This window comes from Cellulosimicrobium cellulans (assembly GCF_042723955.1).
Lineage (GTDB): Bacteria > Actinomycetota > Actinomycetes > Actinomycetales > Cellulomonadaceae > Cellulosimicrobium > Cellulosimicrobium cellulans_H.
This window is the reverse complement of sequence record NZ_JBHXIC010000027.1, coordinates 4,726-27,387: the sequence shown is the minus strand read 5'-3', so window position 1 is coordinate 27,387 and position 22,662 is coordinate 4,726. Positions and strand designations below refer to the sequence as shown.

The 22,662-nt window shown below is 73.9% G+C and carries 16 protein-coding genes and 2 pseudogenes; 5 read left to right on the top strand and 13 right to left on the bottom strand.

Going from position 1 to position 22,662, the window contains the following annotated elements; all coding sequences use genetic code 11:
- The first annotated feature begins 153 nt into the window (after positions 1-153).
- Together ACFWH7_RS09665 and ACFWH7_RS09660 are read left to right on the top strand one after the other, a co-directional pair.
- Complete coding sequence (locus tag ACFWH7_RS09665) at positions 154-330, top strand: type II toxin-antitoxin system antitoxin (protein ID WP_378216294.1); 177 nt, start codon at positions 154-156, stop codon at positions 328-330.
- 233 nt (positions 331-563) lie between these two features.
- Positions 564-1,370, top strand: a complete 807-nt coding sequence (locus ACFWH7_RS09660; RefSeq protein ID WP_378216320.1) for a CPBP family intramembrane glutamic endopeptidase — start codon at positions 564-566, stop codon at positions 1,368-1,370.
- 39 nt (positions 1,371-1,409) lie between these two features.
- Here ACFWH7_RS09660 and ACFWH7_RS09655 read toward each other — a convergent pair whose 3' ends face one another.
- The 6 genes and pseudogenes from ACFWH7_RS09655 to ACFWH7_RS09630 all read right to left on the bottom strand — a co-directional run bounded on the left by ACFWH7_RS09655 (position 1,410) and on the right by ACFWH7_RS09630 (position 9,422).
- Entirely contained in the window at positions 1,410-2,258 is an 849-nt protein-coding gene (locus ACFWH7_RS09655; protein WP_378216293.1) for a hypothetical protein, read from the bottom strand.
- Positions 2,259-2,358: 100 nt separating this feature from the next.
- Positions 2,359-4,054: pseudogene (locus ACFWH7_RS09650) on the bottom strand (dipeptide ABC transporter ATP-binding protein).
- Positions 4,051-5,151, bottom strand: coding sequence for an ABC transporter permease (locus ACFWH7_RS09645; RefSeq protein ID WP_378216319.1), 1,101 nt, complete (start codon positions 5,149-5,151; stop codon positions 4,051-4,053). Before ACFWH7_RS09645 ends, ACFWH7_RS09650 begins: the two are co-directional and overlap by 4 nt.
- Before the next feature lie 145 nt (positions 5,152-5,296).
- A complete protein-coding gene (locus ACFWH7_RS09640; RefSeq protein ID WP_378216292.1) occupies positions 5,297-6,418 on the bottom strand; it encodes an ABC transporter permease in 1,122 nt (373 codons plus the stop codon).
- 106 nt (positions 6,419-6,524) lie between these two features.
- On the bottom strand, positions 6,525-8,171 hold the full coding sequence (locus ACFWH7_RS09635; RefSeq protein ID WP_378216291.1) for an ABC transporter substrate-binding protein: 1,647 nt from the start codon (positions 8,169-8,171) through the stop codon (positions 6,525-6,527).
- A 330-nt stretch (positions 8,172-8,501) separates the two neighbouring features.
- A complete protein-coding gene (locus tag ACFWH7_RS09630) occupies positions 8,502-9,422 on the bottom strand; it encodes an HdeD family acid-resistance protein (protein WP_378216290.1) in 921 nt (306 codons plus the stop codon).
- 170 nt (positions 9,423-9,592) lie between these two features.
- Here ACFWH7_RS09630 and ACFWH7_RS09625 point away from each other — a divergent pair, with 170 nt between their 5' ends.
- The gene (locus ACFWH7_RS09625) at positions 9,593-12,418 is read left to right on the top strand and encodes a flippase-like domain-containing protein (protein ID WP_378216289.1); all 2,826 of its coding nucleotides are present in this window, start codon (positions 9,593-9,595) and stop codon (positions 12,416-12,418) included.
- A gap of 21 nt (positions 12,419-12,439) precedes the next feature.
- On the opposite strand, the gene ACFWH7_RS09620 is transcribed toward ACFWH7_RS09625, so the two are convergent.
- Positions 12,440-12,766: a hypothetical protein gene (locus tag ACFWH7_RS09620; RefSeq protein WP_378216288.1), complete on the bottom strand. Its 327-nt coding sequence runs from the start codon at positions 12,764-12,766 to the stop codon at positions 12,440-12,442.
- Positions 12,767-13,025: 259 nt separating this feature from the next.
- Between ACFWH7_RS09620 and ACFWH7_RS09615 the strand changes: the two genes are divergently transcribed.
- Together ACFWH7_RS09615 and pntB are read left to right on the top strand one after the other, a co-directional pair.
- Positions 13,026-14,627, top strand: coding sequence for a Re/Si-specific NAD(P)(+) transhydrogenase subunit alpha (locus ACFWH7_RS09615; RefSeq protein ID WP_378216287.1), 1,602 nt, complete (start codon positions 13,026-13,028; stop codon positions 14,625-14,627).
- The gene (gene pntB / locus ACFWH7_RS09610; RefSeq protein ID WP_378216285.1) at positions 14,624-16,036 is read left to right on the top strand and encodes a Re/Si-specific NAD(P)(+) transhydrogenase subunit beta; all 1,413 of its coding nucleotides are present in this window, start codon (positions 14,624-14,626) and stop codon (positions 16,034-16,036) included. Before ACFWH7_RS09615 ends, pntB begins: the two co-directional genes overlap by 4 nt.
- 31 nt (positions 16,037-16,067) lie before the next feature.
- Here pntB and ACFWH7_RS09605 read toward each other — a convergent pair whose 3' ends face one another.
- From ACFWH7_RS09605 to ACFWH7_RS09580, 6 genes and pseudogenes are all read right to left on the bottom strand, one after another.
- A complete protein-coding gene (locus ACFWH7_RS09605) occupies positions 16,068-16,655 on the bottom strand; it encodes a hypothetical protein (RefSeq protein ID WP_378216284.1) in 588 nt (195 codons plus the stop codon).
- A gap of 61 nt (positions 16,656-16,716) precedes the next feature.
- Positions 16,717-18,972, bottom strand: coding sequence for a tetratricopeptide repeat protein (locus ACFWH7_RS09600; RefSeq protein WP_378216282.1), 2,256 nt, complete (start codon positions 18,970-18,972; stop codon positions 16,717-16,719).
- 74 nt (positions 18,973-19,046) lie between these two features.
- Complete coding sequence (locus tag ACFWH7_RS09595; RefSeq protein WP_378216281.1) at positions 19,047-19,904, bottom strand: HpcH/HpaI aldolase/citrate lyase family protein; 858 nt, start codon at positions 19,902-19,904, stop codon at positions 19,047-19,049.
- 194 nt (positions 19,905-20,098) lie between these two features.
- A pseudogene (locus tag ACFWH7_RS09590) lies at positions 20,099-20,575 on the bottom strand (MaoC family dehydratase); the annotation flags it as partial.
- Positions 20,576-20,704: 129 nt separating this feature from the next.
- Positions 20,705-21,880: an acyl-CoA dehydrogenase family protein gene (locus ACFWH7_RS09585; protein WP_378216280.1), complete on the bottom strand. Its 1,176-nt coding sequence runs from the start codon at positions 21,878-21,880 to the stop codon at positions 20,705-20,707.
- Positions 21,877-22,662: acyl-CoA carboxylase biotin carboxyl carrier protein subunit (locus ACFWH7_RS09580; protein WP_378216279.1), on the bottom strand; the 786-nt coding region annotated here is incomplete at its 5' end. The genes ACFWH7_RS09585 and ACFWH7_RS09580, both read right to left, overlap by 4 nt.

The following is a 22,662-nucleotide window of genomic DNA, read 5'->3' as shown; positions in this document are numbered from 1 at the left end:
CGCCGCGCCGCGCGGCGCCCGCCCCCCCCGCCGCGCGCGCCCCGCGGGCGCGCGGGGGGGGCGGCCCCCCGGCCGCGGCCCCCCCCGCCCCCGCCGCGGCCCGCGCGACCGCGGTCGGGCGCGGGCCGGGGGCAGCGCCCGCAGCGCAAGTCCGTGCTCCTGCGCCTCGACCCCGCCGTCCACGACGCGCTCGCGCGCTGGGCCGGAGACGACCTCCGTAGCGTCAACGCACAGATAGAGATGCTGCTGCGCCGCGCGCTCGACGACGCCGGCCGCCTCCCCCGCGACGTCCGCCCGCCCCGCGCCCCGGGCCGCCCGCGCGGCTCCTGACCCGCCGCCGGCCCCCGCCGAGCACGACATGAAGGACGTCATGGGCCGGATGACGACCCCCAGGTCGTGCTCGACCGCGCGTGATGTCGTGGTCGGCGGACAGCCCGGGCCCGGACAGCGCGCCTTCAGGCGGCGTGGAGCCCGCTCCCGGCGACCGGTGCTATAACCGGACGGTGCCCGACCTGACCGCCTCCACCCCCGCGACCGCACCGGAGCCCGGCCCGACGTCGGCCCTGCCGGCGGCCGACGTCGCCGCTCCCGCGCGCCCCGACCGTGCGACGCGACGCCGTATCGGCGCGGAGATCTGGATCGTCCTCGGCCTGAGCCTCGGGAAGTCGGCGGTCTACGCGATCATCAACATCGTCGCGCGCCTCACCGCCGGGACCCCGTTGCGCGACCAGTCGGCGAGCCTCAACGTGAGCCAGTCCGCGCGCCCGTACCTCGACCTGACCTACCAGATCGTCGGTATCTTCTTCGCGGTGCTGCCCGTCGCGCTCGCGCTGTACCTGCTCAGCGCGCGGGGCCGCTCGGCCGTCCGGGCGATCGGGCTCGACGGCTCACGTCCGCTCAAGGACGTCGGCTGGGGGTTCGCGCTCGCCGCCGCGATCGGCATCCCCGGGCTCGGCTTCTACGCGCTCGGGCGCCTCCTCGGCATCACGGTCGAGGTGCAGGCGTCGGCGCTCAACGCGGCGTGGTGGACCGTGCCGGTGCTGATCCTCGCCGCGCTCCAGAACGGGCTGCTCGAGGAGGTCATCGCGGTCGGCTACCTGTTCGAGCGCACGCGCGACCTCGGCTGGGGCCGCGTGAAGTTCGTCGTGTGGAGCTCGCTGCTGCGCGGGTCGTACCACCTGTACCAGGGGTTCGGCCCGTTCGTGGGGAACGTCGTCATGGGCGTCGTCTTCTCGTGGTTCTACACGTCCCGGTGGGGACGGCACCGCGTCATGCCCCTCGTGATCGCGCACACCCTGCTCGACGTCGTCGCGTTCGTCGGGTACGCGCTCCTCCCCCTGGAGTGGAAGCAGTCCCTCGGGCTCGCGTGACGGCGGCCGCGCGACGCTCGCGGCTCGAGAACGCCGCGGTCAGGCGATCCCGAACGCACCCGTCTCGAGGTCGACCAGGTGGGTCTCGCGGTTGCCGTAGTCGACGCCCCAGGTGGGCGTGGACAGCTCGAGGTAGTGCGGCGTGAAGCCGCCCGGGAGCGAGTCGACCATCGCCTCCGACGTCCCACCGAGGTGATCGTCCGCCCAGGGGGCCTCCCCCTCCGGGAACCCGGTCCAGGCCTCGTCCCACGGCGAGACCCAGCCGTCATCCTCCCGGCCCGGGGCGACGCCCGCGTTCGGGTCGTCGACCCTCGGGACGAGGTACGTCCACCGGGTGACCGTCATGTCCTCGCCGCGACGCGTGCCGAGCGGCGGGTCCCACGCGTTCTCCCCCTCGTCCGTCGCGACGTGCTCACCCGGACGACGGGTGTCCGGCGGGGCGGCGGTGGGACCGGCCGCGAGCTCCTGCTCGGTCAGCCAGACCAGGGCGAAGCCCTGGCCGATGATGTCGCTGAGCACGAGCGCCTGTGGGTGCTCCCGGGCCGCGCGCAGGTCCAGCACGAACGGGTCCTCCGGGTCGCTCGCGTCGTGCTCGGTGGCGAACTGGCCCTCGCCGAGGAAGTACGCCACGCCCGGGAACCCGGGGCCCCGGCGCTGGTACTCGACCGGCAGCCGCAGCGTCACGGCGTGCCGCATCGGCAGCCCGGTGCTCCGGCTCCGCGGCCACGTCCGTGGCTCGACCCCCGGCCCGGCGTCGCCGATCCACCCCCAGGCCGCCTCGCCCCAGGGCGCGACGGGCGGCGGCAGCAGGTCCGCCGTCCCGACCGGTGACCCGTCCACCGCGTCCTGCGGGGTCAGGCCGAACAGGATGTCGTACGCAGTGACCACCGGTGCTCCTCGTTCTCGACGGACGGAAGTCACATGCTAGGGGCAGCCACCCCGGTCCCGACCCGGCCGCGACCCCCGCCGCCCCCGGGTCGGGACCGGGTCAGGCGCCGCGCAGAGCGCGGAGCTGTTCGCGGCGCTCTGCCTGGAGCACCGGGTCGGGGACGGGCAGGGACGCGAGGAGCCGCTGGGTGTACTCCTCGCGCGGGTTGCCCAGCACCTCGGCGCCTGTGCCCTCCTCGACCAGCCGGCCGCGGTACAGCACCGCGATGCGGTCGGACAGCAGGTCGACGACAGCGAGGTCGTGCGAGACGAACAGGCTCGCGAAGCCCAGCTCGCGCTGGAGCTCGGCGAACAGCTCGAGCACGCGCGCCTGCACGGAGACGTCGAGCGCGGACGTCGGCTCGTCGGCCACGAGCAGCTCCGGGTCGAGCGCGAGCGCCCGCGCGAGCGAGGCCCGCTGGCGCTGCCCGCCGGAGAGCTCGTGCGGGAACCGGTCGCCGTACGACCGCGGCAGCTGCACCGCCTCGAGCAGCTCGTCGACGCGCCCGCGCGCCGCCTGCGGCGACTCCGCGCGCCCGTGCACGACGAGCGGCTCCGCCACGCAGTCCGCGATCGTGAGGAGCGGGTTGAAGCTCGTCGCCGGGTCCTGGAACACGAAGCCGATGCGTGGCCGCACGGGACGCAGGTCGCGCTCCTTCACGCCGTTCATCTCGACGCCGAGCACGCGCAGCGAACCGCCCGTCACCGGGGTGAGACCCGCCACGGCACGCGCGAAGGTCGTCTTGCCGGAGCCGGACTCGCCCACGAGGCCGAGCACCTCGCCGGGCCGGATCGTGAGCGAGACGTCGTCGACGGCGGTGAACCCCGGGCGGCGCAGCCGGCCCGGGTAGGTGACGGTCAGTCCCCGCGCCGCCACCACGGGCTCCGCGTCCGCCCAGCCCGCGGCGCGGGCCGACGCGCGGCACGGAGTCGAGCAACGCCTTCGTGTACTCCGCCCGGGGCGCCGCGAACAGCTCGCGCGCGGGCGCCTGCTCCACGACCTTCCCCTGGTACATGACCGCGACGCGGTCCGCGAGGTCCGCGACGACGCCCATGTTGTGCGTGATGAGCACGATCGCCGTGCCGAACTCGTCGCGGCACCGGCGCAGGAGGTCGAGGATCTCGGCCTGGACGGTGACGTCGAGGGCGGTCGTGGGCTCGTCGGCGACGATGAGCCCCGGGTCGAGCACGAGCGCCATGGCGATGACGACGCGCTGCTTCTGCCCGCCCGAGAACTGGTGCGGGTAGTGGTCGACCCGCGTCTCCGGGTCCGGGATGCCGACGCGCCGCAGCACGTCGACCGCGCGCTTGCGCGCCTCGCGCCGGGACACCTTGGCGTGCGCGCGGATGCCCTCCATGATCTGCCAGCCGACCGTGTACACCGGGTTGAGCGCGGCCGACGGCTCCTGGAAGACCATCGCGACGTCGGTCCCGCGGACCTGGCGCAGCCGCTCCCCGCCCAGCGTGACGACGTCGTGGTCGGCCGTCCCGGCCTTGTTCGTCAGCACGACGGCGCCGCGGGCCGTCGCGGTCGACGGCAGCAGCCCGAGGATCGTCTTGGCGGTGACCGTCTTGCCGGAGCCGGACTCGCCGACGACGGCCAGCACCTCTCCGGGCGCCACCTCCAGGTCGACGCCGTCGACGGCGCGCACGGCGCCGGCGTCGGTCGCGAACGACACCGCGAGGTCGCGGATCGTCACGACGGGGCGTGCGGCGTCGCCGCCGGGGCGGCGGGTCGTCTCGGTCGCGGCGCTCATCGCCGGTCCTCCGTCTCGTCGTGGTGTCCGTCCACCTGGCCGTCCACCGGGCCGCCCAAGGGGGCGGGGTCGTCGGGCGCGTCGCCGGGCCGTCCGTCGAGCCCGACGGCGTCGGGGTCGCGCCGGCCGGGTGTGGCGGCGAGCTCGTCGGAGCGCGAGCCCGCGCCCTCGATCGCGTCGAGCCCGCCGGGGCCGGCGGTGAGCGTGCCGCCCGGCACGACCGACGTCTCCGCGACGTCGCCCGACACCTCGGCCGACGCGCGGCGCGAGCGCAGGCGCGGGTCGGCGAGGTCGTTGAGGCTCTCGCCGACGAGCGTGATGCCGAGCACCACGAGCACGATCGCGAGGCCCGGGAAGAGCGCGGTCCACCAGATGCCGCTCGTCACGTCGGAGACGGCCTTGTTGAGGTCGTAGCCCCACTCGGCAGCCGCCGTCGGCTCGATGCCGAACCCGAGGAACCCGAGCCCGGCGAGCGTGAGGATCGCCTCGGACGCGTTGAGCGTGACGATGAGCGGGAGCGTGCGGGTCGAGTTCCGCAGGACGTGGCGGAACATGATCCGCCGGTGCGGCGTGCCGAGCACGCGCGCCGAGTCGACGAACGCCTCGCCCTTGATCCGCACGACCTCCGCGCGCGTGACGCGGAAGTACTGCGGCACGAACACCACGGTGATCGACAGCGCCGCGGCGAGGATGCCGCCCCACATGCTCGACTGGCCGCCGGAGATGACGATCGCCATGAGGATCGCGAGGAGCAGGGACGGGAACGCGTAGATCGCGTCGCAGACCACGACGAGCAGGCGGTCGGCCCAGCCGCCGAAGTACCCGGACACGAGCCCGAGCAGCACCCCGACGACGATCGAGGCGAGGATCGCGACCACGATGACGAGGAGCGCCGTCTGCGCCCCCCAGATGACGCGCGACAGCACGTCGTACCCGCCCACGGTCGTGCCGAGGAGGTGCTCGGCCGACGGCGGCTGCTGCGCGCCGAACGGCCCGTCCGCGGTGCGGAGCTGGCTGTACCCGTACGGGGCGAGCACGGGCGCGAGCGCCGCGGTGAGCAGGAAGAGGCCCGTGACGACGAGGCCCGTGACGAGCATGCCGCGCTGCAGCCCCACGCTCTGCCGGAGCTGGTGCACGACGGGCAGGCGCTTCCACCACGCGACGCGCCCGCGCTCGGGGACGACGGCGGGAGCGGGTCTCCCGGTGCCCGGCCCAGCCGGGACGACGGTCTCCGCGACCATGTCAGTACCTCACCCTCGGGTCGATGAGCGCCGCGATAATGTCGACGAGGAAGTTCGTCACCGCGACGATCACGGCCATGAGCACGACGATCCCCTGCACGGCGACGAAGTCGCGCGCCTGGAGGTACTCGGCGAGCTGGAAGCCGAGCCCCTTCCACTCGAACGTCGTCTCGGTGAGGACGGCGCCCGCGAGGAGCATCGCGACCTGGAGCCCGATGACGGTGATGATGGGGATGAGCGCGGGCCGCCAGGCGTGGGAGCGTACGAGCCGCGACTCGCGGACGCCCCGCGACCGCGCCGCGACGACGTAGTCGGTGGAGAGCGTCCCGATGACGTTGGTGCGCACGAGCCGCAGGAACACCCCCGCCGTGAGCAGCCCGAGCGCGAGCGCCGGCAGGACGGCGTGCTGGAGGACGTCGCCGACGATCGCCGGGTCGCCCGTCCGGATCGCGTCGATCAGGTAGAAGCCGGTCGGGTCGTCGAGGAACTGCAGCTCGATCTCCGCGTCGGTGGACGCGCGACCGGACACGGGCAGCCAGCCGAGCCACACCGAGAAGACGAGCTTGAGCATGAGGCCGGCGAAGAAGACGGGGGTCGCGTAGGCGAGGATCGCGGAGACGCGCAGCATCGCGTCGGGCACGCGGTCGCGCAGGTAGCCCGCGAGCATGCCCAGCGGGATCCCGACGACGAACGCGACGAGCAGCGCGTAGACCGCGAGCTCGAGCGTCGCGGTGCCGTACGTCACGAGCACCTCGGTGACCGGGCGGTTGTCGCTGATCGTCGTGCCGAAGTCGCCGCGCACGATGCCGCCGAGGTACTCGAGGTACTGCACGACCACCGGGCGGTCGTACCCGGCCTCGTGGATGCGTTCGGCGAGCTGGTCGGGCGTGAGCCGGCCGCCGAGCGCGGCGGTGATCGGGTCGCCCGTAGAACGCATGACCACGAAGACCGTGGTCACGAGGATGAAGACCGTCGGGATGATGAGCAGCGCGCGGACCAGGATGTAGCTCCCTAGCCCGCCGCCACGACGGCGGGTCGTGCGCGGCGTGCGCGTCGGCCCCTCGCGGTCGGGGTCGCCGGGGGCGGCGTCGCCGACCGCGGCGTCGGTGGTGGTGGTCGTCATGTCGTCTCTTCCTCAGGTGCCCGGGGCCTCGGCGTGGTCGCCGCCCCCCGGGCGAGCGGTGCCCGGCCCTCCCCGCGGGTCGCGCGAGGAGGGCCGGGCGAGCGGGTCAGCCCTTGGACAGCGCCGCGTAGCGGAACTTGAAGGACGGGTCGAGCGTGTCCTCGGCCCCCTCCACGTCCGTCCCGACGACCGCGACCTGCGCACCCTGGAGGTACGGGAGGGTCGACAGGTCCGCCGCCACCTTGTTCTGGATCTCCTCGATGAGCGCGGTGCGCTCGTCCGCGTCAGGCGTCGCCGCCTGCTGGAGGATGAGGTCGTTGACCTCCTGGTTGGCGTAGTGGTTCACCAGGAAGTTCTCCGTGAGGAAGAACGGCGTGAGGTAGTTGTCCGCGTCGGAGTAGTCCGGGAACCAGCCGAGCTGGTACGCCGGGTAGACGTCGGACGTGCGCTCCTTGGCGTAGGTGACCCACTCGGTGGTCTGCAGGTTGACCGCGAACAGGCCGTCCTTCTCGAGCTGGTCCTTGATGAGCGCGTACTCGTCGGCCGACGACGGACCGTAGTGGTCGTTCGAGTACTGCAGGTTGAGCGTCACGGGCGTCTCGACGCCCGCGTCGGCGAGGAGCTGCTCCGCCTTCGCGGCGTCGGGCTTGCCCGCGCCGTCGCCGTACATCTCCTTGAGCGGCTCGACCGCGCCGGTCAGGCCCGCGGGGACGTAGGAGTACAGCGGGGTGTAGGTGCCCTTGTAGACCTGGTCCGAGAGCTCGTCGCGGTCGATGAGCGACGCCGCGGCCTGGCGCACGGCGAGCGCCTTCGCCGGGTCGGCCTCCGGCGTCTTGGCACCGAACGGCTGGGTGTCGAAGTTGAACGTGATGTAGCGGATCTCGCCGCCGGGCCCGTCCACGACCTTGACGTCGTCGTTCCCGCGCAGGTCCTCGATGTCCGTCGCGGACAGGCTGCGCCACGCGACGTCGATCTTGCCCTGCTGGATCTCGAGCTTCATGTTCGACGCCTCGGCGAAGTACTTCACCGCGACCTTGTCGGTCTTCGCCGGGCCGAGCAGACCCTGGTAGCCGTCGTACGCCTCGTAGGAGACGAGCTCGTTGAACTTGTAGCCCGTGATCGTGTACTGGCCGGCGAACGCGTTGCCGTCGACGATGTCCTGGTCCGAGGTGAGCGCGTCGGCCGCGAAGACGTCCTCGTCGACGATCGGACCGGCCGGGCTCGACAGGATCTGCGGGAAGAGCTGGTCGTTCTCGCTCTTGAGGTGGAACACGACGGTCGTGTCGTCCGGAGTCTCGACGCTGTCGAGGTTGTAGAGCAGCGACGCCGGGCCGTTCTCGTCGTTGATCGCGACCTGGCGGTCGAACGTGAACTTCACGTCGGACGACGTGAGGTCGTTGCCGTTGGCCCACTTGAGGCCCGGCTTGAGCTTGACGGTGTACTCGGTCGGCGAGGTGAACTCGGCCGACTCCGCGATGTCGGGCTCGACGTCGGGGCTGCCGTACGGGGTGTTCATGAGGAACGGGAAGACCTGGTTCATCACGGCGAACGAGCCGTTGTCGTACGAGCCGGCCGGGTCGAGCACCGTGACCTTGTCGGTGGTGCCGATGACGAGCGAGCCGCTCGACGAGCCGCCGCCGTCGCCGTCGCCCTCGGCGTCGTTCGATCCCCCGCCGCACGCGGTCAGGGTCAGCGTCACCGCCGTGATGCCGGCGGCCGCGGCGAGGAGCCGCTTCTTGGACACCGCTGTCATGTGTCTACCTCTTTCTCGGGTTTCTCGGGGTGCGAGACACCGGTGGCGCGACCTTGCACGCACCAGGACCCCGACCTGTCGGCGGAGTGCCGTGATTTCTAGCACAGCGCCGTGTCACGCAGGTGTCAGGATCGGCAGAAACCCGGACAGAACGCCAGCGTTGTTACCCGGTCGTAACCCTGAGCCCCGGGCAACGATCGTGACGTGAGACACACTCACGGTGTCTCGGCAGCAGGTGTAGAGTCCGCCCCTTTTCGGGTCGACCTGTCCTGGCGGCCGGCACGCCCGACGGTGCACCGACCGGCCGGTCGGCGCGGCGCCGGGGTGGGGTCAGAGACGCCCGCGACCCTCCACCTCGTCCGTTCCCGGACCGCCTGGGGACGGTGCGTCCGAGGAGGGACCGAGCGAGGCGGGGTCGGGCGCGGTCTCGACAGGCGCAGCCGGGTGGGGTGCGGGCCCGTCGGGCGCAGCCGGGTTGGGTGCGGCCCGGGAACCGGCGGACGCAGCCCCGACGGCCGACGGCGGCGCGACGCCCGGGTGGGCAGCGGGCGCGCCGAGCACGGACCCGCCCGTCACGACGACGCCCGCCGCGACGGCCTGCGCACGCAGGTCGGCGAGCTCGCGCGCGACCGCGCGGACGGCGAAGCCCGACACGACGTGGATCGCCCCGGTCACGAACGCGTAGAGCGCGAACACCACCGCGACGAGCCGCAGCACGTCGAAGGAGTCGAGCGGCCGCGTGACGAGCAGGACCCCGAACAGCACCGAGACGATCCCGACGGCGAGCATCCACGCCCAGCCCAGGTCGCGGTTGCGGACGAGCGCGGCCGCCCCGGCGATCGTCGTGATGCCGAGCACGAGCACCCACACCGCGAGCACGTAGTAGAGCGCGGTCGCGGTGAGGTCCGGCCACAGCGCCACGACGACGCCGAACACGACGTTGACCCCCGCCTGCGCGAGCCACCACGCGGAGCCCACCTGCCGGCGGTGCACGAACCCCTGCACGGCGACCAGCACACCGTCGGCCACGAGGAACGCGCCGAGCACGACCCGGAGCGTCCCGAGCTGCTCCAGCGGCTCGATCATGAGGAGGAGGCCGAGGACGACGAGGAGGGTCCCCCGCACCACGGGCAGCCACCACACCTTGCGGAACGGGTTGCGCTCCTGCCCGTTCGCGTCGGGCGTCGCGGGTCCGTCCGGACGGTCAGGACCGTCCGCCGCGCCGCGCTCCGTCGTCGTGCCACGTGCCATGCCGACCTCCCGGGGTCCGTCGCTCTGCCCATGCTAGGGAGGCCTTGCTCACACCCGCCCGCCGAGCGGGTGCCGCAGGGCGTCCAGCATGCGGGCGAACGGGGCGAATCACCCGGAGGAATCGGCCAAATACCGCGCCTCCTCAGGGGCCCCGACCTAGACTCGCTCGCATGGCCTCCCCCGCCCCCGAGCCGACCGAGCGCGACGCTCCCCACGTCGGCGCGGTCGTCGAGGTCGGTTCACTGGCCCGGCCAGAGCAGGCGGACCCCCGGCCCCAGACCGGCGCGCTCGAGGCCCTCCTCGCCCGCCGCGGGCACGACGACGAGGGGACGGTCCGCGTCGTCGACACGGCCGAGCAGCGCGTCCGGCACCCGATCGACCTCGTCAACCTCGTGCTGTGCGCGGTGGGCGTCGCGCTCGTCATGCTCATGTCGGTGTACGCCCACGGGACGACCGAGGGCGTGGCGGAGGACGTGCAGAACTTCTCGGACGTGCTCGCCCGGGTCCTCTTCCTCCCGGTCACCGTCCTGGAAGGTCTCATCACGCTCTTCGTCCCGCTCGCGGTGCTGGTCGAGCTCGGCCTCCGCCGCCTCGGGCGGCAGGTCGTCGAGTCCATCGTCGCCGCCGCGCTCGGCCTGCTCCTCGGCGTGCTCGTCGTGCTCGCGCTGCGCACCTGGGGCTCGGACGACCTGATCCGCGGGCTCTCCGCGTTCATCGACGGGTCGTGGCAGCTCACCATCCCGGACTACCTCTACGTCGCCGCGATCGGCGGCCTGCTCACGGCCGCGGGGACCCGGACCCGACGACGCACCGTCAAGTGGTCGTGGAACCTCCTGTTCGTCGCGATCGGCGTCGTGCTCATCACCGGCCAGGTCTCGCTCCCGGGCATCATCATCACGCTGCTGCTGGGCCGCATCGCCGGGCTCGCCGTGCGCTACGTCTCGGGCGTGCGCAGCGAGCGCGCCTACGGCCCCGACCTCGTGGCCGGGGTCCGGCGCGCAGGATTCTCTCCGACCGCCCTCGTGCGGGTCCGCGACGTCGCGGACGACGAGGAGCTCGCCGAGGCGGCGGACGACCCCATCACCGAGGTCGATGCCGAGGGCCGCATCACGGCCGAGGTGCACGTCGGCGTCCTGCGTGCGCCCGGGGCCACCGACGACGCCGGGACGGTCCTGACCGCGGACGCCGCGCTCGCCGCGCAGCATCTCGGGTCGGCCCCGCACCCCGACCAGGGCGGAGCGTCGGACGAAGCAAACGGGACGAACGGACGGATTCCCACGACGGAGGCCCAGGATGCGCCGTCCGACCCGGCCGCGATCGCGCTGACGCGCGCGGGCGACAACCGCGTCTACGCGATGCTCGCGGAGGACGACGTGCGTCGTGACGTCGTCGTGCTCGACGGCGACCGGCAGGTGGTCGGCTTCCTCGCCCGGTTCTGGCGGTCGCTGCGGTTGCGCGGCAGCGAGGGTCGCGCGGCCATCTCGCTGCGCGCCGCGGCCGAGCGCGCGGCGCTCCTGTCCTACGCCGCGAGGGCGGCGGGCGTCCGCACCCCGCGGCTGCTCGGCGTCGCCGAGTCGGACGACTCGATGGTCCTCGTCCAGGAGCACGCGACGGGCGCCGTCTCGCTGCGCGACCTGCCCGTGGAGGACCTCACCGGCTCGGTGCTCAACGAGGCCTGGCGCCAGCTCCGGCTCGCGCACGCCGCGGGCATCGCGCACCGGGCGCTGACCTCCGACGTCATGCTCGTCTCGCACGAGCCCGCGACCGGCGCCCCCGAGGTCTGGCTCACCGGGTGGGAGCAGGGCGACATCGCGTCGTCCGAGCTCGCGCGCCGCATGGACCTCGCCCAGATGGTCGCGCTCCTCGCGCTGCGCGTGGGGGCCAACCGCGCCGTCGAGTCCGCCGCGAGCGTCCTGCCCGACGACGACATCGCCGCCATCGGACCGCTGCTCCAGTCGGTCGCGCTCCCGCCGAGCACGCGTGAGGAGATCCGGCGGAACAAGGAGCTGCTCAAGGAGCTGCGCGCCGCGCTGGTGGAGCGGCTCCCGGAGGCGGACGTCGAACCGCAGCGCATCACGCGGTTCGGCGCCCGGACGGTGCTCACCATCGCGCTCGTGATCGCCGCCGTGACCGCCCTCGTCACCTCGTTCAACTTCGAGCAGATCGCCGAGGCGGTGACCGAGGCGAACCCGTGGTTGGCGGTGCTGTCGTTCGTCCTCGGCATCCTCACGTGGGTCGGCGCCGCGCTCACGCTCACGGCGTTCTCTCCGAAGCGGCTGCCGTTCTGGCGCGTGAACCTGACCCAGGCGGCCGGCTCCTACGTCGCGCTCGCCGCGCCCGCCGGCATCGGCCCGGCGGCGCTCAACCTGCGCCTCCTGACACGACGTGGCATCTCGACGCCCATGGCGGTCGCGACCGTCGCGCTCGTCCAGGTGTCGCAGTTCGTCGTGACGATCCTCATCCTGGTGGTCCTGTCGATCTTCACCGGAGAGGGCGGCCTCGTCCAGCTCCCTTCGACCACCGTCCTCCTCGCGATCGGCGGCGTCGCCCTGGCGGTCCTCGCGACGCTGCTCGTCCCGGCCGTGCGCACCTGGGCGCTCGCCAAGATCCGGCCGACGATCCAGCAGGTGTGGCCCCGCCTGTCGGAGATGCTCGGCCAGCCCGGGCGCCTCGCGATCGGGTTCGCCGGCAACATCATCATGACGCTCGGCTACGTGCTCGCCTTCGACGCGGCGCTGGCCGCGTTCGGGCAGGAGCTCGACCTGGTCGACGTCGCGGTGATCTACCTGGTGGGCAACGCGGCCGGGGCCGCCGTCCCGACTCCGGGCGGCCTCGGGACGATCGAGCTCGCGCTCACCGCCGGCCTCACGGCGGCCGGGGTCCCGGTCGCGCTCGCCACGTCCGCCACGCTGCTCTTCCGCGTCGCGACGTACTGGGCGCGCATCCCGATCGGCTGGGTGGCGATGCGGTACCTGCAGAAGAAGGGCGACCTGTAGCGCCTCCTCCGGAGGCGCGGGTCAGCCCTGCGGTGCCTCGGCGACCTTGACGTCCACGTGGTACTTCGTCCCGTCGACGTCGGACAGCGTGACGGTCGTGTCGTAGACGTTCCCGGACGCCGGGTCGGTGAGCTCGCACTCGACGACCTCGCCGTCCACGAGGTCGATGTTCTCCTCGCCGCAGTCGACGTCCGCCTCGCCGATCTCGGCGAGGGCGCCCTCGGCGTCCTCCGCGATCTTCGAGGCCGGCACGGTGAGGTTGGCGTTGAACGAGCACGCGGCGAGCGCGAGGGCGCAGAGGCCGGCGGCCGGCACGAGGACGATCGATCGGACGGTGGTGCGGCGCATGGTTCCCCCTGGGGTCTGAGCGGATGGCGCCCCGATCCTCGCGGACCCGGCGCCGGGGGCGCCACCTCGCGCGATGGTGAGAACTCCCCGCCGGTCCCCTCCACGGGCGCGCCGCGCCCCGACCGGGCCGAGGCTCGCCCGCCCGGGGACGTTGGACCCGGGACGGCGCGGGCGGCCCCCGATAGGCTCGCCGCGCACCCGCCGTCGTCTCTCCGTCGCGCGGGCGCCCACGATGCTCGACGAGGTGAGGAGCCCGCACGTGAGGATCGGTGTCCCCCGCGAGGTGAGGGACGGGGAGCGGCTCGTCGCCGCGACCCCGCGCACGGTCGAGCGCCTGCGGGCGCTCGGGTACGAGGTGGTCGTCGAGCACGACGCGGGCGCGGGGGCCACGTTCTCCGACGCCGCGTACGAGGCGGCGGGCGCCGCGGTCGTGGACGCTGCGGCCGCATGGGGCGCCGACGTCGTGACGGCCGTGAACGCGCCCACCGACGCCCAGGTCGCGCTCCTGCGCCCGGGCGCCACGCTCGTCGCGATGCTCGGCCCCGCGAACGACCCCGACCTCGTGCAGCGCCTTGCCGCGCACGGCGTCACCGCGCTCGCGCTCGACGCCGTGCCCCGCATCTCGCGCGCGCAGGCCCTCGACGTGCTGAGCACGCTGTCCAACGTCGCGGGGTACCGCGCGGTCGTCGAGGCCGCGGCTGAGTACGGCGGCATGTTCGCCGGGCAGGTCACCGCCGCGGGCAAGACGCCGCCCGCGAAGGTCTTCGTCATCGGCGGCGGCGTCGCGGGCCTCGCCGCGGTCGGTGCGGCGGCGAGCCTCGGCGCGCAGGTCCGCGCGTTCGACGTCCGGTCGGAGGCGGCCGAGCAGATCGAGTCCATGGGCGGCACCGCCGTGCGCGAGCCCGCGGCGCAGCAGGGCATGTCGGCCGACGGCTACGCGAAGCCGCTCACGCCCGAGCAGGAGGCCGCGGCCCTCGCCGTCTACGCGCGCGAGGCCGCCGAGGCCGACGTCGTCGTCACGACGGCGCTCGTGCGCGGCAGGGCCCCGCGCACCCTCACGGCCGAGGCGGTCGCCGGGATGCGCCCCGGGAGCGTCGTCGTCGACCTCGCGGCCTCGGGCGGCGGGAACTGCGAGGCCACGGTTCCGGGCGAGCGAGTCGTCACCGCGAACGGCGTCGTGGTGGTCGGCTGGACCGACCTCGCCGGACGTCTGCCCCAGCACACGTCGCAGCTCCTCGGCACGAACGTCGTGCACCTGCTCGAGCTGCTCACGCCCGGCAAGGACGGCGTGCTCGCGCTCGACCTCGACGACCCGGTGCAGCGCGGCATGACCGTCGCGCGCGACGGCGAGGTGCTGTGGCCGCCGCCGCCCGTCGCGGTGAGCGCCGCCCCCGCCCCCGGGTCGACCGCGCCACCAACCGATCCTGCGCTGGAAGCGGCGGCGCGCGAGCGGGCCACCGCGGAGGCGGTCTCGACCGCGAGCCTGCGCCGTCGCCGTCGGACCGTGGGCGCCGCGCTCGCCGCGGTGCTCGTGACGCTCGCGCTGTCGTTCGCGCCGGCGTCGCTCGTCGGGCACGTCACGGTGTTCACGCTCGCGGTGATCGTCGGGTACTACGTGATCTCGAACGTCACGCACTCGCTGCACACGCCGCTCATGGCCCAGACCAACGCGATCTCGGGCATCATCCTCGTCGGCGCGCTCCTCCAGATCGGCTCCGACGACTGGGTGGTCACGACGCTCGCGCTGCTCGCCGCGACGGTCGCGAGCATCAACATCTTCGGCGGCTTCCTCGTGGCGAACCGCATGATCCGCATGTTCCGCAAGGACGCCCCGGCGCGCGCGCAGGGGGTGGCCCGATGACCGCGACGTCCGTCGCCCAGGCGGTCTACGTCCTCGCCGCCGTCCTGTTCGTGCTCAGCCTCGCGGGGCTGTCGAAGCAGGAGTCCGCGCGCCGCGGCAACCTGCTCGGCATGGTCGGCATGGTCCTCGCGCTCGCCGCGACGATCGTCCTCGCGCTCGGCACGAGCGCCCGCCCCGTGCTCGTCACGGCGCTGCTCATCGCGCTCGTGCTGCTCGTGGGCGCGGCGGTCGGGACGTGGCGTGCGCGCCGCGTCGAGATGACCCAGATGCCTGAGCTCATCGCGATCCTGCACAGCTTCGTCGGCGCCGCGGCCGTGCTGGTCGGCTTCAACTCCTACCTGACCGCCCATGCCGCCGGGGCCGACGACGTCGCGCACCTCGTCGAGGTCTCCCTCGGCGTGCTCGTGGGCGCGGTGACCTTCACGGGGTCCGTCGTCGCGTTCCTCAAGCTGTCCGGGCGCACGCGCTCGGCCCCGCTCCAGCTCCCCGGCCGCAACCTGCTCAACCTCCTGGCGCTCGTCGTGAGCCTCGGGCTCGTGGCGTGGTTCGTCGTCGCGCCGTCGATCTGGCCGCTGCTCCTGCTCACGGTCGTGTCGCTCGCGCTGGGCTGGCACCTCGTCGCGTCGATCGGCGGCGGCGACATGCCCGTCGTCGTGTCGATGCTCAACTCGTACTCCGGTTGGGCCGCCGCCGCGGCAGGCTTCATGCTCGGCAACGACCTGCTCATCGTCACCGGGGCGCTCGTCGGGTCCTCCGGTGCGATCCTCAGCTACATCATGTGCCGGGCCATGAACCGGTCGTTCGTGTCCGTCATCCTCGGTGGGTTCGGCGCCGAGGAGGGCGTGGCGCCCGCCGGGGGCGGCGAGGGCCCCCAGGGCGAGCACCGCGAGGTGACCGCCGACGAGGTCGCTGCACTCCTGCGCGACGCCCGGAGCGTCGTCATCACGCCGGGCTACGGCATGGCGGTCGCCAAGGCGCAGTACCCCGTCGCGGAGCTCGTCGAGCTCCTGCGCGACCGCGGTGCCGAGGTCCGCTTCGGGGTGCACCCGGTCGCGGGGCGCCTGCCCGGGCACATGAACGTCCTGCTCGCCGAGGCGCGCGTCCCGTACGACATCGTGCTGGAGATGGACGAGATCAACGACGACCTGGCGAGCACGGACGTCGTGCTCGTCATCGGCGCGAACGACACCGTCAACCCGGCCGCGCTCGACGACCCCGGCTCCCCCATCGCGGGGATGCCCGTGCTGCACGTGTGGGAGGCAGGGCAGGTCGTCGTCTTCAAGCGCTCGATGGCGGCCGGCTACGCCGGGGTGCAGAACCCGCTGTTCTTCCGCGAGAACACGGGCATGCTCTTCGGGGACGCGAAGCAGCGGGTCGAGGACATCGTCGCGGCGCTGCGCGTCGGTTGACCGAGGGCGGCCGGTGGGCGCTGGGTCGGCCTCAGCCGAGCACGCGCTCGCGTGCGTGGCTGAACGTCAGGGACGGCAGCGTCGCGAGCGTCGCGTGGCCCGCGACGTAGTCCTTGAGGTCGCCCCGGAAGACGACGCGGCCCGGCAGGTCGAGCAACGTCTGCGGCCGCACCTGCCAGCGCTCGACACCGAGGTCGCACACCCCGGCGCCGTGCAGCACGTGGTAGACGAACTCGGAGCAGAAGAACCGGTCCTCCGCCTCGTGGCCGCGGCCGAAGCGGGCTCCGACGAGACCGCGCACGTTGTAGGAGAACGCGTGCGAGTCCAGCAGGAACTCGGTGATCCGCACGCGGATCGCCTCGTGCTGCTCGGGCGTCACGGGGATCTCGAGCACGACCCCGGGCACGACGTCCATGCCGCGGTACAGGCCGTCGTCGAACCGCTCGCGCCGGAAGCACCCGACGAACGGGTTGCCGGCCCGGCGGCGCCCGAAGCTGAACATGAGGTCGAGCCCCGGGTCGAGCGCCAGGGAGGAGTGCGTGAACTCGTCGCGGGTCGCCAGCGCGATGGTCCGGGAGAGGACCGTACGGCTGCGGGACAGGACGACGTAGACGTTCACGCGAGTGACCATACGATGCCCGGGCCCGCAAGTGGAACGGCCGGGCGGGTCTTTTGTCCGGTCAGCCCGCGTCGAGCGCCCCGAGGACCTCCTCGGCGAGCCGCGGGGGGAACTGGGCGGCGGCGTCGCGCACGTCGAAGCCGAGCTCCTCGGCGAGCACGAACGCGCGGCCGGCGCGGGCCGGGTCCGGCAGGGAACCGTCCCCCGTGAGCATCATGACGCCTGCCGTGAACGCCGCGCGGCCGTTGCCCTGGTCTCCCGCCGCGAGGTAGAGCTCCAGGGCCCGCGCGGAGTCCCGCGGACGACCGCGGCCCGTCGCGTGCTCCGCCGCCAGGTTGTAGAGCGCGCGGGGGTGGCCCGCGTCGGCGGCCTGCTCGAGGAACGCGCGCGAGCGCGCCTCGTCCACCGGCGTGCCCTGGCCGGTCGCGGTGAGGACGGACAGCTCGAACAGCGCGTCGGCGTTCCCCCGCCGCGCCGCCTCCTCGTGGTCGGCGACCGCGGCCGAGGCGTCCTGCGGGAACCCGTAGCCGTTGTAGCGCATCCACCCACGCAGGACGTGGGCCGACCCGTCCGGGTCGTCCTCGGCGAGTCGGTCGACCCGCTCGGCGGCCTCCGCGGCGAGCGGCAGGCGGCGGAAGTACGCCTCGCGCACCCACGACGTCGCCGCCTCGCGCGACACCGCGTCGGCCCCGCCCGCGTCGGCCCGGCGGTACGTGTCGACGAGCACCTGCTCCGCGTCGCCCGGCAGCAGGCCGATCACGTGCTCGTTGCGGACGAACGCGTCGCGCAGCCCGTGTGCGACGGCCAGGACCCGCTCGCGGCTCACGGCGCGGTCGTCGAGCACGTCGCGCGCCGCCTCGTAGGAGACGCTGCCGCGCGGGCGCGGCGTGCCCGACGTCGGAACCCCCTCCGCGGTCGCGCTCGCCGACGCGTCACCCGCCGAGGAGGCGGCGGCCGGGGTGTCGGCTGCCGGGGCGTCGCCGGTCCCCGTGTCCGCCGCCGGGGCGGGTGCGCCCGTCGCCGTCCCCTGCTGCGCCGCAGCGGCCGTCTTCGCCGCGTCCCGCGCGTCGGCGTCCCAGACGAGCTCACCGTCCGGGTTCCAGATCTGGTTCGTCCGGTTCTTCGCCCACACCGCCCGGAATCCCTCGGGGAGCGAGAGGTACCGCACGAGGTGCGGCGCCCGGCGGTACAGCTCGTGCGCCGGCACGGGGAGGAGCCCGCCGCGGGGCTGCGCTGCGATGGACTTCACGACCCACCCCGACGCGCCGTCGCCCACCGACCGGGTGCGCTCGACGTACATCTCCGGCGCGTCGTACACGTCGTCGTAGACGAGCACGGTCTCCGTGAAGCGCGTGCTCTGCGAGCCGACCTTGCAGAAGGCGACCATCTCGCGCTGCTGCCGGTAGGTGTCGAGCATCGGGTCGACGTCCCACGTGAGGGTCGAGACGCCGTCCTTCGTGAGGTCCGTGACGGCGACGCGCAGGTCGTCGCCCGACTCCGCCAGCACGACCCACCAGAAGCCGTGCCAGACCTGGTATCCCTTGACGACCGTCTCCGCGGGGAGGGTCGCGACCCAGTCGAGGAACGACTGCGCGGTCGGGGCGAGGAACGGCGTCGTCTCCGTCCACACGCGGCGCCCCGTGGCCGACCGGGCGTCGAGCACGACCCGCGCGGGCGCCGTCGTCGGCGTGCCGTCCGCCCACCAGCGCACCGCGTCCGCGGCGGGCGGCGGCCACGCGGTGCGCCCGTTGGCGATCGGGTCGAGCGCGAGCACGTGCTCGCCGTCGAAGTAGGCGACGTACCAGTGGCCCGGGCCGTGCGCGCGGTCGACACCGACGACGACGAACGCGCCCTTGCCGCGGGCGCGCAGCCGCTCGGCGATCTCGTCCGGCGTCGTCTGCTCGAAGCCGCTGCCGACGAGCTCGGCGAGCTCCGCCTCGCTCGGGCCGGTGGGTGTCGCGGGCTGCGCCTGGCCGCCGCGCAGGATCCCGACCATCGAGGCCACCGCCGACGCGGCGTGGTTCACCGGGAGGGTCGCGGCGTTCGCGTCGTTGCGGTGACCGGCGTGGAACGCCTCGACCAGCTGGGCCTGCGTGAAGCACGACTCCCGTACGTACGCCGACCCGTCGAACCCGACGATCGCCTGCGCACCGCCGCGGCCCGGGGTCCACACGTGGAAGCCGCCCGGGACGACCTTGTTGTGGCGCGCGACCGTCGCGACGTCGACGCCGAGCAGGGTCGCGGCCCGGTTCGCGAGGTGCGGGAAGCCCTCGGTCCAGTGCTGGTGCTGCGGGCCCTGAGCGTTCGCGTCGGTCACGGGGAGAGGGTATGCGCCGCCCCCGAGGCACCGCACCGCCCGGGCATGGGGACCGGTCCCCATCGGATGACCGGTCAGGTGCCTGCCCGGCGCAGCACCGCCTCTGCGTGCCGCAGCACGGGTCCGTCGACCATCCGGCCGTCGTGCGTGAAGACCGCGTCCGGTCCGCCAGGGTTGGCGGCCGCCGCGTCGAGCAGGGCGCGCGCCGCCGTCACCTGCTCCGGCGTGGGCGCGTACGCGGCGCGGATCACGGGGACGTGGCTCGGGTGGATGCACGCGGTCGCGGCGAACCCCGACGCCGCGGCGTCCTCGGCCTCGGCCCGCAACCCGTCGAGGTCGCCGACGTCCATGTGCACCGCGTCGATCGCCGCCGTGCCCGCCGCCCCGGCGGCGAGCAGCACCGCGGACCGCGCGTGGCGCGCGACGTCCCGGTACGACCCGTCCGGGCGCCGGCTCGACGTGCCGCCGAGCGACGCGACGAGGTCCTCCGCGCCCCACATCAGCGCGACGACCTCGGGCCGCCGGGCGAGCTCCGGCGCCGCGAGCACCCCGGCCGCCGTCTCGCAGAGCGCGAGGACGCGCACGCCCGGCAGGGTCGTCGCGAGCGCCGCGAGCGAGCCGAGCAGCTCCGGGCCCGACTTGGCGACCATGACCGTCCGCAGGCGGGTGTCCGCGAGCGCCGCCACGTCGAGCGCGTGCTCGGGCGTCCCGACGGCGTTGACCCGCACGACCGTCCGTGCCGGGTCGAGCGTCGCGGACGCCTCGACGACGGCGCGCCGGGCGGCGTCCTTCGACGCTGCCGCGACCGCGTCCTCGAGGTCGAGGATGACGGCGTCGGCGCGGTCGGCGGCCTTGGCGAACCGGTCCGGTCGGTCGCCGGGGCAGAACAGCAGCGCCGGCCCGGGCCGGAACCGGGCGTCGGCGCTCACCACGCGCTCTCCTCGTCGCCGCGCTCGAGGACGGGCTCGTGGTGCAGCTGCTCCCCGTCGGCGCCGAACCCGGGCTTGGTGGGCACGGCAGGCTCGGCTTGCCCGGCAACCCCGGGTTCGGCAGGTGCAGGGCGACCCACAACCCCGGGGTTGACCCCGGGCTGCGGTGACGCGTCGCCGTCGGGCACCGCCGTGGACGCCGACTCGTGGGCGGCGCGCGTCCAGAAGAGCGCGGTGCGGACGGCGCGCGCGACGAGGACGCCGTCCTGGTTGAGGCCGCGGTGCTCGAGCGTCACGACGCCCTGCCCGGGCCGCGACGCGGACAGCCGCTTCTCGACGACCTCCGTCTCCGCGTAGAGCGTGTCGCCGTGGAACAGCGGCTTGGGGAACTCGACCTCACGGAAGCCGAGGTTCGCGACGATCGTGCCCTGCGTGACCTGCCCGACCGACAGCCCCACCAGCGTGGAGAGCGTCATCATCGAGTTGACGAGCCGCTGCCCGAACGGCTGCGTCGCGGCCCACGCGGCGTCGAGGTGCAGCGCCTGGTGGTTCATCGTGAGCGTGGAGAAGACGACGTCGTCCGCCTCCGTGAGCGTGCGGCCGGGCCGGTGGCGGTACACCACGCCCGTCTCCAGCTCGTCGTAGTACAGGCCCCGCTGGACCACCTCGCGCATCGCTGCTCCCTCCTCGCCCCGGGCCTCGGCGACGCCCGCCGAGAACGACCCCACCCGCCGTCGAGCACGACATGAAGGACGGAAAGCGCTCGATGGCGTCCTTCATGTCGTGCTCGGCGCGGTGCCGGGTCAGGCTTCCAAGCCCAGGCTCCTCGCAATGACCATGAGCTGCACCTCGGTGGTGCCCTCCCCGACCTCGAGCACCTTCGCGTCGCGGTAGTGGCGCGCCACAGGGTTCTCGTTGAGGAAGCCGTACCCGCCGAAGATCTGCGACGCGTCGCGCGCGTTGGCCATCGCCGCCTCGCCGCCGACGAGCTTCGCCACCGACGCCTCCGCCTTGAACGGCTTGCCGCGCACGAGCTTCTGCGCGGCGTCGAGCCACGCGAGGCGCGCGGTGTGGACGCGCGCCTGCATGCGGGCGAGCGTGAACGCGACGTGCTGGTTCTCCCCGATCGACCGCCCGAACACGACCCGCTCCTTCGCGTACCGCAGCGCCTCCTCGAGGCAGCCCTGCGCGGCGCCGGTCGCCAGGGCGGCGAACGCGATGCGGCCCTCGTCGAGCGCGCGCAGGAAGTTCGCGTACCCGCGGCCGCGCTCGCCGAGCAGGTTGCCCTCCGGGACCCTCACGTCGGTGAGCGTGAGGGGGTGCGTGTCCGAGGTGTGCCAGCCGACCTTGTCGTACGACGGCCCGACCTCGAGCCCGGGCGTCCCCGCCGGGACGATGATGCTCGACAGCTCCTTGCGCACCTCACCGTCCTGGCTGACGTGCTCGCCCGTGACGGCCGTGATCGTCACGAGGCTCGTGATCGGCGTCCCCGAGTTGGTGATGAACTGCTTGGACCCGTCGATCACCCACTCGTCGCCGTCGAGGCGCGCGGTCGTGCGGGTCCCGCCCGCGTCCGAGCCGGCGTCGGCCTCCGTGAGCCCGAACGCCGCCAGCGCGCGCCCCGCGAGCAGGTCGGGGAGCCAGCGCTCCTGCTGCTCGCGCGAGCCGTGCCGGTAGATCGGCACGATCCCCAGACCGACCCCGGCCTCGAGCGTCACCGCGATGGACTGGTCGACGCGGGCGAGCGCCTCCACGGCGAGGCACAGCGACACGTAGTCCTTGCCCTGCCCGCCGATGTCGCGCGGGAACGGCAGGCCGAACAGCCCCAGCTCCCCCATCTGCGCGATGATCTCCATCGGCAGGCGGCGCTCGGTGTCGTACAGGTAGGCGGCGGGCGCGACGACGCTGTCCGCGAAGTCGCGCACCACCTGGCTGAGCTTCCGCTGCTCGTCGTCGAGCAGGACGTCGGCCTCGATCATGATGCTCCCTGGGTGTCGGGTTGCGGGACCGGGGCGGCGGGGTCTGCCGCGCCGGAGTCGTGGGGGTGGACGACGGCGACCACCTGGTCCCGGCGCACGAGGTCGCCGGGTCGCACGCGCACCGTCGCGACGCCGTCGTGCGGGGCGAGCAGCGGGTGCTCCATCTTCATGGCCTCGACCGTGACGAGTACGGCCCCGGCGGCGACGGCCTCGCCGTCCGCGACAGCCGTCACGACCGTGCCGGGCATGGCCGCGCGCACCTCGGGGTCCGTCGCACCGGGCGCGTCCCCGCGGGCCCGACGGCGCTCGTCCCGCGCCCGAGCCGCGCGCTGCTCGCGGTCGGGGGCGGTCAGCGCGACGGTCCGCCCGTCGCGCCACACCCACACCGTGGCGGGCTCACCGTCGGCGGACGGCACGTCGAGCGCGAGCCGCACCCGCTCCCGGACGCCGTCCACGGCGAGCCACCACGCGCCGTCGACCCCGGGGTCGCGCACGAGCGACGCACGCACCGGATGCGGTGGTGCACCCGCGGACTCCCACCCGTGGTCGCTGTCGTGCTCCGGCGGACACTGCACGACGGCGTCGCGCGCCACCCCGGAGACCCGCACCTCGTGCGCGTCCCCGGCGGCACCGACGAGCACGACCCGCCGCGGCGCGGCAGCAGCGTTGAGCCGCCACCCGTCGCGCACCCGCCACGGATCGTCGTCGCCTGCTCCCCCCGCCCCGCCGAACCCGGGCTTGTCGCGCGAATCGTCAGCGAACCCGTCGACAACCCCAGGTTC

What these genes read in the sequence shown, in the direction of transcription:
- ACFWH7_RS09585 (WP_378216280.1), bottom strand. Translation starts at nt 21,880, where the DNA reads ATGATCGAGGCCGACGTCCTGCTCGACGACGAGCAGCGGAAGCTCAGC.
- ACFWH7_RS09635 (WP_378216291.1), bottom strand. Translation starts at nt 8,171, where the DNA reads ATGACAGCGGTGTCCAAGAAGCGGCTCCTCGCCGCGGCCGCCGGCATC.
- ACFWH7_RS09620 (WP_378216288.1), bottom strand. Translation starts at nt 12,766, where the DNA reads ATGCGCCGCACCACCGTCCGATCGATCGTCCTCGTGCCGGCCGCCGGC.
- ACFWH7_RS09630 (WP_378216290.1), bottom strand. Translation starts at nt 9,422, where the DNA reads ATGGCACGTGGCACGACGACGGAGCGCGGCGCGGCGGACGGTCCTGAC.
- ACFWH7_RS09625 (WP_378216289.1), top strand. Translation starts at nt 9,593, where the DNA reads ATGGCCTCCCCCGCCCCCGAGCCGACCGAGCGCGACGCTCCCCACGTC.
- ACFWH7_RS09640 (WP_378216292.1), bottom strand. Translation starts at nt 6,418, where the DNA reads ATGACGACCACCACCACCGACGCCGCGGTCGGCGACGCCGCCCCCGGC.
- ACFWH7_RS09645 (WP_378216319.1), bottom strand. Translation starts at nt 5,151, where the DNA reads ATGCTCGTCACGGGCCTCGTCGTCACGGGCCTCTTCCTGCTCACCGCG.
- pntB (WP_378216285.1), top strand. Translation starts at nt 14,624, where the DNA reads ATGACCGCGACGTCCGTCGCCCAGGCGGTCTACGTCCTCGCCGCCGTC.